The organism is Ruegeria sp. CJ9 (genome assembly GCF_056536625.1).
Genome location: NZ_JBQFPY010000019.1, coordinates 1 through 7,933 on the forward strand (window position 1 = coordinate 1; position 7,933 = coordinate 7,933).

Consider the following 7,933-nt stretch of genomic DNA (forward strand, 5'->3'; position numbering starts at 1 on the left):
AGGATTGGCGGCGTGTGGCAACCCGCTACGACAGGTGCCCGAAGGTCTTCCTGTCAGCAATCGTCCTCGCAGCACTCGTTATCTATTGGCTATGAGTCCTGACCCTAGTCAGATATGTGAGCAAGCTCACCATCCCAATCAGCTGAAGGTATTTTGGGTTCCGGCGGATCAGCGATGTAAGACGGAGTCATTATTTGAGTTTCGTTTTCATTAAAAACATCGACAATGTTCTCACGAAGATCCGACAAGATTTTTGGCAAACTCGATCCACGAGAAGTGTACGCGTTGATTTCATAGTTGATCGCGTAATCTGCCAACTGGGTCCAAAGCACAAATGGCTCCGGGCTCTTTCTCAGCCCTTGAGTTCGGTGTGCAGCCTCAATCAGCATCGCTTTGATTTTCTTGGGAGGCTCCTCGTAGCCAATCCCCACCGTCGTGTGCACCAATAGCCCCCGACCATCCACTTTGCGTGAGTAGTTCACAACTTCGGAATTGAGCAGCTGGGCATTTGGAATGCTGATCATCTCGTTCTTGATCGATTTGATGAGTGTTTCCATCAGTTTGATCTCTGTTACGTCGCCTATCTTGTCACCGACCTGAATTCGATCACCCACATTAGTGCTGCGTCTGTAGATGACAAACAGACCGGCCATCATATTTGAAACAACTGTGTTGGATCCCAGCGAAACCATGATGCCGGCAAGAATAGTCAAACCTTGGAAGGCGCGAGAGTCGGAACCAGGAATGTAAGGGTATGCAAACACCAACGCGATAACGATGAACAAAGCCCTGCACAGCATTTTTGTTGGTGCAATCCAATGATCCTCGAAGTCCTTTAGCTCAAAGGCTCCGCTCTCAATGTTTTCGAAGAAAAGATCGAGGCCTCGAATTCCCAGCCGAGTCACAGCGGCTATAATCGCAAGCATGATCAGATTGGGAATGTACCCGACAATGGCCAAAACCACAGTGACCAGCGGTTCACTGACATATTTCAACAGGATTTGGGCTAGGCCCTGTGTTTCCGCGAAAGAAAGCAGAACTAAGGAAAGGTAGTAATAGAAGAAAAAGAGGAAGAAGACCCACATCAAAACGTGGAATGCGTAAACGATGATGGAGGCAATAGCCTTGCTTCTTAGAAGCGATTTTGTGGCTTCCTCAAAACCTTCTGCTCTCTTTTCCAAGTTGCTTCTGATGTAGTCCAACAGCTTTCGCCGTTTAGCAAAGAAACCGTAGGAAACCAGCGCGAATATGACTGTCCAGGCAACGGCAACAATCGCGCTGTCTACTAGCCCTTCATTGGATCGCGCTTCACGATATTGCAGGATCGCGGTTTCAATAGCCTCGGCTTGTAGTGCGGCCAAACTCTCGACGTCCATCTGTTCATATTCGGCATCCGCTTGGGTCGTCGTTGTAATCATCTGGCCATCGGCTCTAATGAGTTTCCCGAACTCAGAGTCCATGATTTCAACATTTATGCTCGAACTCTGAGAAGCGTCGCCAACCTCAGAAAGGCGCTCAGCAACCTTGTCGGCCCGCTCAGTTGCAGGAAGGGCACTCGAACCACGAACGACGAACAGTTCCTCCCCATCTACAATCACTGGAGCAACAAATTCAGAATCTTCTCTTTCTTCAGTCGGAACAAGCGGTTCTTCTGACTGGGCGAACGCGACACTGCTGGCAAACAAAACAGTCGTGAACCAAACTACAAAAGCTCTCATGACTTTGCTCCCTCTACGGGTATCAGGTGAACATCGCGCTGTGGGAAAGGTATCGAAATCCCCTCTACGTCAAACCGCTCCTTTGCTTGCCCTGTCAGGTCCCAATAGACGGTCCAGTAATCGTCAGATTTGGACCACGGGCGACAGAAGATATTGACAGAGTTGTCTCCCAGCTCGCCGACGAAAACCTCGGGCTCGGGTGTCTTCAAACAGAGCTCGTGTTTTGAAACCAGTTCTTTGAGAACATCGATTGCTTGCGCCGCGTTGTCTGTATAAGCGATGCCAAAAACCAGATCGACCCGGCGTTCTTCCGAGGCGCTGACGTTGGTAATCACGTCTCCCCAGATCTTACTGTTCGGGACGATAATGATTTGGTTGTCGAACGTACGAATTTTGGTTGAAACCACAGACATCTCATCCACAAAGCCGGATGATCCTCCGACTTGAATGTAGTCACCGGTATCAAATGGCTTCAAAACCATGATCATCAGACCACTCGCAAGATTGCCTAGGGTTTCCTGAAGCGCGAAGCCCAGGATGAAAGACAAGCCACCAAGAACGGCAAAAAGCGGAGTGACGTTCACTCCAAATAAGGCCAAGACAACGAGTATCCCAAGAACGAACACAGCCCAGAATACTGCTGTGGCGATGAATCTCTTCAGCATCCTCGAAATAGTCGGAATTTTTTCTAAACCGCGTTCGGTGACACGGCGCACCATTCGGGCGACAAACATCATGGCCCACACGGCGAGCAAAACACCCAAAATAGCCATCAAAAGGCCCACGCCCCCTTCCCAGGAGAACAACCAGGCCCAAGCATTTTGAATTAGTGTCTGAAAGTCCGTTGTTTTGAGCGCCCCTGCCTTTAATGCAAGGATGTAGTCGGAATGGGGTTGCAGGTCTTCTGCCTTGGCCCCTTTCAGTGTCCACGCCTCAAGCACCAACCGATAGTTGTTCAAAAGCGCCGATCCTGAGTCACTTAGGGACGCCAATTGTGACCGGAGGTCGTTTTCTTGCTCCCCACTTGCTGTCCGAAGACCGAGATTAATCTGGGCGACCTCTTCGAGTTGCGACCGCACAATACCTTGCCAAGTGCCTGCGACCTCGGAAAGCTCATCTGCTGTCAACGGAACAAGCAGGATCTCCAAATCTTCGCCCGAAATGGATGTATCAACGACCTCATCAAGAAGTTCGTCTTGCTCTACTTCGACAGCTTCCTGCGCATCCGTCGTTTCTTGGGCGTTGGCAGAAAAAGCGCCTGTGAGGGTCACCATGCAAAGAAATAGCCAAATTGGCCCGATATTGAATAGTCGTCTCATTTATCCGTCCCCCTCTTTAATCGCTAAGGAGAACATACAGGGGTGCCATGAATCCACTTTTATATTCAAAATCGAATATTCTGTTGTGACAAATACCGTCTGAAAAAACAGCTTCACATCCACTTGGTTCGGAAGGATGGTTGTTCAAAAAAGCGAACTACCAATTCATTGCAAATCGTCGATTGTCTTTGCCCCCTAAAATTGGGCCACTACTTTGGCGGCTGCCGTAGAAAGATAAGTGACTGGGCCTACGTCCCAGCCGCCAGGTCTTCCAACGACCCACCATCACGCAGAAAGTCGCTCCAGATCCACGCCATGCGATCCACAAACCACATCTTGCCGCCCGAGATCACAACAATGCCAAGGAATGTGGCTCCTAAGTCGTACGCCCAAAGACCGTATGCAAACGGCAGCAAACCCAATCCGCTGACATAGGCAAGTGCTTTGGCCATTCTAATATGATGAGCTGCAATCTTGTCTTGGTATCGCAGCCAGACACGCTCGCCCAATACACCTTGGGCTGACCAGCTTTCGAAGGTCTTGGGTCGGGAGAACGCACGCGGATTGATCCAGACCCAGACCAAAACCACGCCGACGGCAACCCATGCCCAACCACCAATCCACGCCCGACTCCAGATCGCCAGCGCCAAAAGGGGCAGCGGTGTCAGCACGCGGGTCCAGACCGACCAAGGGTTTGTATGCCGCAACCAAACTTCGTCTTTCATGCCCATGAGGCGTTCGGAAAGTCGAACTATGTCCATCGGGTCACTCCAGAAACTGCAAACCCATTATTGAGATTGAATCCATCCACTACGGATCACAACCGCTTTCAAGTCTCGTGCTTTAATAAAGATCAGGCACTCGCGATTACATGGCGAGTATCCGGATCGATCCTGACAAGGCTTGAAAAACAAATCTGGCCCGAACCTTGCTTGAGTGTATCCTTGCCACATTTTGGAGCTTTGGGGGCTGAAGTGACTGATACAGCGGACTTTGAGAAAATGGAACGCCGAGGGTGGGCGGATCCGTCTATTGCTAAAGGGTATGCCGACGGCTTTGAAATGGCGACGCGCCTGGTTGCCAGAAAGCTTGCAGACGAAGTCGCTGCCGGGCCGAATTGCAAAGCGCTTGATCTGTGCACCGGACACGGTGTCGTGGCAGCAGAACTTGTGGCCCGCGGCTCGGATGTAACGGGCTTGGATTTCTCTGAACCGATGATTGAGCTTGCCCAATCAGCTGTTCCAACTGCGCGGTTCGTTCAGGGCGATGCAATGGCAATGGAGTTTCCAGATCACAGCTTTAATGCGGTCACAATCGGGTTCGGCGTCCCACATTTTCCAGACCCCGAACGCGGTCTGAGAGAAGTAAACAGAGTGCTGAAACCGGGCGGTAGAGTTGCCTTCTCGATTTGGCGTGGCAAAGGATCAGTTGGCGCGTTTGGCTGGCTGTTCGATGCTGTTGAACGCTTGGCCGACCCATCCATTTCTCTGCCTGCGGGCCCGGATGCGCACATGCTCGTAGACAGCGGAATTGCCAAACCAATGGTCGAAAATGCAGGTTTCCGCAATGTGCGGCTTATCGATGTTGCAAGCGAATTGTGCGTTTCAGATCCTAAGATGCTTTTTGATGTTTTTGATGGGGGTGCAGTGCGTGCGGCATCGCTCCTCAAGCGTCAGCCGAAAGAACGGCGTGATGCAATACGCGCGGATTTGGCAACGCGCGTTCAGGCGGAAGTAAACAAAGACATTCGAGGTTATTTTGTGCCTGCCCCTTCAGTTGTTATCACTGCTTCGTCCCAAGCCTGAGCTGCTTCGCTGTAGATCGATTTCGCCGGATGATACTTGGAGGGATCGTCCATTGATGCCGCATGGACGTAGATGCAGTCACTCATCCGTTCACTTCTACGGATCAGCGGTGAGCCGCAGTTCGGGCAAAACCCGCTAAAGGTCGACAACCCTGATCCTCCTGCCATTTCGAATGTTTTGAGCGCATCACCAATCGAAACAGATTTGGCCACAAGTGGCACCATCTCTGAATGTCCCGAGCCGGTGAGCTGCTGGCAATCTCGGCAGTGACATCGAAACATCGGAAGGTCAGAGCGAATTCCAGAATATCGCACCAGCCCACATTTGCAGCCGCCTTCGATCTTATCACTCATGTCTTCTCCTCCACCTAGAAAGGATAGAACGGCCGGTCCTTTGTGTCAGTTTGAACCTGCCGCTCCGAGGTAACAAGGACCGGCTATAGGTTAGAACGGTACAGCCACGCTTGTTCAGAATCTCCGGCGGTTCGCGCTTAAATATGCCTAGCCGATACCGCAAATTCAGAAAGCGTCCGAACGGACAAGTAAACACCTCGGTTTTGCAGAAGATCTGATCATTGTTATTGTGGCTGCGGAGTAATGCCGGTGTTCGAGGGGTGCAAAATGGCGCGGAGACTTCCAGGCGAGGGTGACAAGAAATTTTTGGTTTATGCAGGTACAGGTACGGACCTGATTTTTAATCACGGTATCGAGCTTCCGGGTTTTGCGTCGTTTCCCTTGCTGGAGAAGCCTGACACCCGGGCTGTTCTGGCCGGACAAATGCAAGCGCTCGTGCAATTGGCCGGCGATATGGGTGTTGGGTGCATTCTCGACGCACCGACATGGATGGCCAATGCCGACCGTGCTGCACCTTTGGGCTACGATGCTGAACGTCTTTGTGAGGTAAACAAGGATGGTGTCGCACTGATGGAGGAGGTGCGCAAGGCTTCTGGTCGGGATGACGTTTTGGTTTCCGCCTGCGTCGGCCCAAGATACGATCCTTACGCTGATGTCCCGCCCATGACAGTTGAACAGGCGCGTAGTTACCACGGTGCGCAACTTGCTGTTCTGAAAGAAACCAGTGTTGATCTGGTGACTGCGTACACGTTCAACCGCCTAAGCGAGGCTGCTGGCTGTGTTCTGGCTGCAAGAGATATTGATTTACCGATCATCTTGTCATTGGTCGTCGAAACCGATGGCTGTTTGGCTGACGGCACCAAGCTTGTTGATGCCATAGACCAGATCGAAGCAGAAACAGACGGCGCGGCTCTGTTCTACATGGTCAACTGCGCACACCCGACGCACTTTGCCGACGCGCTCAACGCGCATCCAAGGCTCAAAGGTGTTGTTGCCAATGCATCAAGTTGTTCGCACGCAGAACTGGATGAGGCCGATACCTTGGATGAAGGAGATCCCGTGCAGCTCAGCCAAGAAATTGCGGATGTCCTGCGGAAGAACCCGTCTATCAGGGTGTTTGGCGGTTGCTGCGGTACGGATATGCGACACCTAAGGGAAATGGCTTTGGAGGTAGATCGCGGATAGCGCTGCTGTTTTATTTACGGCGTCGTATCACCGTATGGTTGAAGCTTGATGATAGGCTTTAACGGGAAAAACAGTGATCCGAGAAGTAATTCCGATGAAATGCTGGCGAAGCGTCATGACAGGTGCTTGACTTTGCTTTTATAGACCCTGGACCAAACGTGTTCTACCGTCTCGATCAACCAACTCAATTTGAGAAGCTCAACTGATACCTTCAGGATGGAGACTGACGATGTTTGCTGGGAGGATGACAAGCTTTCGCACTCATATGCAAGAAGCCGGAATCGACGTTGCTCTCATCACCGATGACGACAACGTTTATTATCTGACGGGCTATTATGACTACCTGCATATGGAGTTCGGGCGTCCAACCATCCTGGTTGTGCACAAGTCAGGTGAAAGCCTGCTGATCACGCCGACAATAGACCTGAACGCGGCACGTTCGGCGGCTCATGTTGATCGTATCGCGGCCTGGAATGACGGTATGGGCGAAGAGTGGAGATCGGAACTGCCTAAAGCGGTCAAAATGGCAAAGCGCGCCGGGATCGAGCCTGATCACATGCCGCCTGTTGTGCGGACATATCTGGAAACGTTGGTCCCGGTGGAAAACCTGGTCAGCGCCACACCGATATTGGCTGAAATGCGAATGATAAAATCCGCCCAGGAACTTCAATTGGCCCGGCATGCCGGGCAAGTTGCAAGCGCTATGATGGACGCCGGACGCGACGCCATTGCAGACGGAGTGCCGGAGTTCGAAGTTGCGATTGCCACGTCCCAGGCTGGAACACGAAAGGCCGCCGAGCTTTTAGAGGCGCATTACGATGACGCGGACATGTCGCCCAACACTCATTTTCTGCAAATAATGGCGTCGGGCGACACCATCACCAAAACCCATCATCGCGCCTCAACCCGGATCATGAAACGAGGCGAGCCGGTGTTTTTGTGCTTTTGCGGCATGACCAATTTTCACCGCTTCAAACTGGGTTTTGACCGCACCTTTTGGATTGGTGAGGTGGCGGACAAACAACAAGAGAATATCTATGAGGTTGCCGTGGCAAGTCAGGCCGCCGCACTGGCAGAGCTGCGCCCAGGTGTGACCGCCGAAAGTGTGCATACCGCCTATGCCGAGGTTATCCAGGGGGCGGGTTTTGAATACCCGTTCCGGTGTGGTCGCGCGACCGGCTATAGCTTTTTGGAGAAACCACAGCTCGTCACCGGCGACACGACAGTGTTGCAGCCAGGGATGGTTTTCGCTGTTGATGGTTCAGTGTCAGTCGATACATTTCGTGCGCAGGTTGGCGACAGTTTCATAATCACCGAAGATGGTTGGGAGGCAATAACGGAACATCCAAAGTCCTTGGATGCCGTTATCCTTTGACCTTCTGACCAACGCAGTCTTTTAAATGCATTGGCGTGGCGAGTGCCTGAAATGGCGAGCCGGGTCTTAGGGTCAGGACCCATTGATTTCCGCTTGGCTGCGTGATTCACGGTTCGAAAATCGAGCGGTGACCATGTCTGATCTTTTCTGGCTGACGGATGCGCAGATGGCGCGTCTT

Annotated in this window: 7 protein-coding genes and 1 pseudogene; 4 read left to right on the forward strand and 4 right to left on the reverse strand. The window is 51.9% G+C overall.

What is annotated here, in order from left to right; all coding sequences use genetic code 11:
• Positions 1 to 95: pseudogene (locus ACR0AJ_RS20850) on the forward strand (IS5/IS1182 family transposase); the annotation flags it as partial.
• Between the two features lie 9 nt (positions 96 to 104).
• Here ACR0AJ_RS20850 and ACR0AJ_RS20855 read toward each other — a convergent pair.
• From ACR0AJ_RS20855 to ACR0AJ_RS20865, 3 genes are all read right to left on the reverse strand, one after another.
• On the reverse strand, positions 105 to 1,718 hold the full coding sequence (locus ACR0AJ_RS20855) for a mechanosensitive ion channel family protein (protein ID WP_480741833.1): 1,614 nt from the start codon (positions 1,716 to 1,718) through the stop codon (positions 105 to 107).
• Entirely contained in the window at positions 1,715 to 3,037 is a 1,323-nt protein-coding gene (locus ACR0AJ_RS20860; protein WP_480741834.1) for a mechanosensitive ion channel family protein, read from the reverse strand. The genes ACR0AJ_RS20855 and ACR0AJ_RS20860 overlap by 4 nt, the downstream gene beginning before the upstream one ends.
• A 248-nt stretch (positions 3,038 to 3,285) precedes the next feature.
• Complete coding sequence (locus ACR0AJ_RS20865; protein ID WP_480741836.1) at positions 3,286 to 3,762, reverse strand: DUF6653 family protein; 477 nt, start codon at positions 3,760 to 3,762, stop codon at positions 3,286 to 3,288.
• On the opposite strand from ACR0AJ_RS20865, the gene ACR0AJ_RS20870 reads away from it, so the two are divergent.
• Positions 3,736 to 4,842: a class I SAM-dependent methyltransferase gene (locus tag ACR0AJ_RS20870; RefSeq protein WP_480741837.1), complete on the forward strand. Its 1,107-nt coding sequence runs from the start codon at positions 3,736 to 3,738 to the stop codon at positions 4,840 to 4,842. The genes ACR0AJ_RS20865 and ACR0AJ_RS20870 overlap by 27 nt on opposite strands.
• Here the strand turns inward: ACR0AJ_RS20870 and ACR0AJ_RS20875 are convergent.
• Positions 4,791 to 5,195, reverse strand: a complete 405-nt coding sequence (locus ACR0AJ_RS20875; RefSeq protein ID WP_170352124.1) for a GFA family protein — start codon at positions 5,193 to 5,195, stop codon at positions 4,791 to 4,793. The two genes, ACR0AJ_RS20870 and ACR0AJ_RS20875, sit on opposite strands and share 52 nt — an antisense overlap.
• Before the next feature lie 243 nt (positions 5,196 to 5,438).
• On the opposite strand from ACR0AJ_RS20875, the gene ACR0AJ_RS20880 reads away from it, so the two are divergent.
• The gene (locus ACR0AJ_RS20880; protein WP_480741838.1) at positions 5,439 to 6,380 is read left to right on the forward strand and encodes a homocysteine S-methyltransferase family protein; all 942 of its coding nucleotides are present in this window, start codon (positions 5,439 to 5,441) and stop codon (positions 6,378 to 6,380) included.
• Between the two features lie 229 nt (positions 6,381 to 6,609).
• The gene (locus ACR0AJ_RS20885; RefSeq protein ID WP_170352126.1) at positions 6,610 to 7,755 is read left to right on the forward strand and encodes a M24 family metallopeptidase; all 1,146 of its coding nucleotides are present in this window, start codon (positions 6,610 to 6,612) and stop codon (positions 7,753 to 7,755) included.
• Positions 7,756 to 7,933 lie beyond the last annotated feature (178 nt).